We start from the raw sequence: 1,903 nt of genomic DNA, 5'->3' as shown, positions 1-1,903 counted from the left end.
TTAGTTTTACTTATCTTAAAAATAAGCAGGTTCTAGTACTTTTAAGTTGAAACTTTCCGATTAGAGACTTATGATGGTCGGACAGACTTCAGGATCAGGCTTTTGGGGATGGGGCAGTCTTATGAACAAGCTTCAAGACAGTCTGGTGAAGGCTCTCACCATTGACGGAGCACTGGGCATCGCTTTGGGGGACTGGAAGACCGGAATGTGTCTGGGGTTTAAGGGCACCAACAGCCCTGCCTTTCCCGAAGCTAACCTGGAGCTGGCCATTGCGGGAAACACCGAGGTGATCCGCGCCAAGATGCGAGCTGCAGAGTCTCTTAAGCTCACCGACAGAATCGAAGAGATACTTATTATTCTGGAGACTCAGTATCACCTGATGTATCTAATTAAGCACATACCTGGGCTATTTTTCTATCTGGCTTTGGATCGAGAGAAAGGCAACTTGGCTCTTGCTCGTATCAAGCTCTCCCAAATTGAAAAAGAGCTGACTCTCTAACCTCACAGGAGTTCCGCAGCCAAGCAAGATTCTTTTAGAGCTTGCTCTACGTTGAGGTAATGGGGTAGGTAGCAACCAATCCAAAGAGATGCGGAACCGGGGACTTGAACCCCGATGGCATTGCTGCCACTAGAACCTGAATCTAGCGCGTCTACCATTCCGCCAGTTCCGCAGCGATCTATAAGCATGCCCAAGAAAGGGGATCCCTGTCAAGGGCTGGGGGGGTTTTAGAAGGGGATCCGACTCTTATGCTAAGCTCGGCTGCGCAGGCAGTGGATCCAGAGCGCTGACCTTGGCGGCTTTTACTTTTGTTTGCGAGGGCACCTGCCCCAACACACAGGCGCGGGCGGGTTATTTCATTACCCCCCATGGCGAGATCCCGACCCCCTGCTTTATGCCGGTGGGAACGCTGGCCAATGTGAAAACCCTCACGCCTGCTCAACTCAAGGAGACCGGCGCCCACATTATCCTTAGCAACACCTATCATCTGCACCTACGCCCTGGCGAAGAGATCATTCAAGCGGCGGGGGGCCTGCACCGCTTCATGGCCTGGCCAGGCCCCATCCTCACGGATTCGGGCGGCTTTCAAGTTTTTAGCCTCAGCGCCATCCGCCAAATCGACGAGGAAGGGGTAACGTTTCGCTCGCCTTACGATGGGCGAATTATTCACTTCACTCCTGAGCTCTCCATCCAGATCCAAAATGCTTTGGGGGCAGACATCATCATGGCCTTTGACGAGTGTCCGCCCTATCCTGCCAGCCCTGAGGCGGTGGCAGCAGCGGTGCGGCGGACTACTCAATGGCTGAAGCGCTGCGTGGAAGCCCACCGCCGCTCCGATCAGGCTTTGTTTGGCATTGTTCAGGGGGGGGTTTACCCGGAGCTGCGTCGGCAGGCAGCGGAAGCAGTCTGTCGGCTGGATCTACCCGGCTATGCCATCGGCGGCGTCAGCGTAGGAGAGCCGGTGGAGCTAATGCACGCGGTGGTGCGACAAACAGCCCCCCTCTTGCCAGCCGATCGCCCCCGTTATCTCATGGGGGTGGGCACCTATGCCGAGATGCGGGCGGCAGTGGCTGCCGGCGTGGACTTGTTTGACTGTGTCATTCCCACGCGCTATGCCCGCCACGGCACCGTGATCAGCCGCGGCCAACGCTGGAACATCAAGAATGCCGAACACCGCCGCAGCCTGGATCCCATCGATCCTGAGTGCCCTTGCTACACCTGCCGCCACTTCAGCCGCGCCTATCTGTGCCACCTCATCCGCGCCCAGGAGATCCTGGGCTACACTCTGCTTTCCATCCACAACATCACGGAGCTCGTGCGCTACACCCAAAGAATGCGCCAGGCCATTCTGGAAGGCAAATTTCATGAGAACTGGGATCCGTGGCGCGAGGGCTGAGCCTCCTC

At 56.4% G+C, this 1,903-nt stretch carries 2 protein-coding genes and 1 tRNA gene; 2 read left to right on the top strand and 1 reads right to left on the bottom strand.

Going from position 1 to position 1,903, the window contains the following annotated elements:
* Window positions 1-121: 121 nt before the first annotated feature.
* Window positions 122-499 (top strand): hypothetical protein, encoded by a 378-nt coding sequence (locus NW827_RS04520; RefSeq protein ID WP_414361752.1) that lies wholly within the window; start codon window positions 122-124, stop codon window positions 497-499.
* A gap of 89 nt (window positions 500-588) precedes the next feature.
* On the opposite strand, the gene NW827_RS04515 is transcribed toward NW827_RS04520, so the two are convergent.
* Window positions 589-671, bottom strand: a tRNA-Leu gene (locus tag NW827_RS04515).
* A gap of 120 nt (window positions 672-791) precedes the next feature.
* On the opposite strand from NW827_RS04515, the gene tgt reads away from it, so the two are divergent.
* A complete protein-coding gene (gene tgt / locus NW827_RS04510) occupies window positions 792-1,895 on the top strand; it encodes a tRNA guanosine(34) transglycosylase Tgt (protein WP_414403683.1) in 1,104 nt (367 codons plus the stop codon).
* Window positions 1,896-1,903: the final 8 nt, after the last annotated feature.

Source organism: Synechococcus sp. H70.1 (assembly GCF_047502705.1).
Classification (GTDB): domain Bacteria; phylum Cyanobacteriota; class Cyanobacteriia; order Thermostichales; family Thermostichaceae; genus Thermostichus.
The sequence above is the reverse complement of the archived record's forward strand: the minus strand, read 5'-3'. Positions and strand labels throughout refer to the sequence as shown.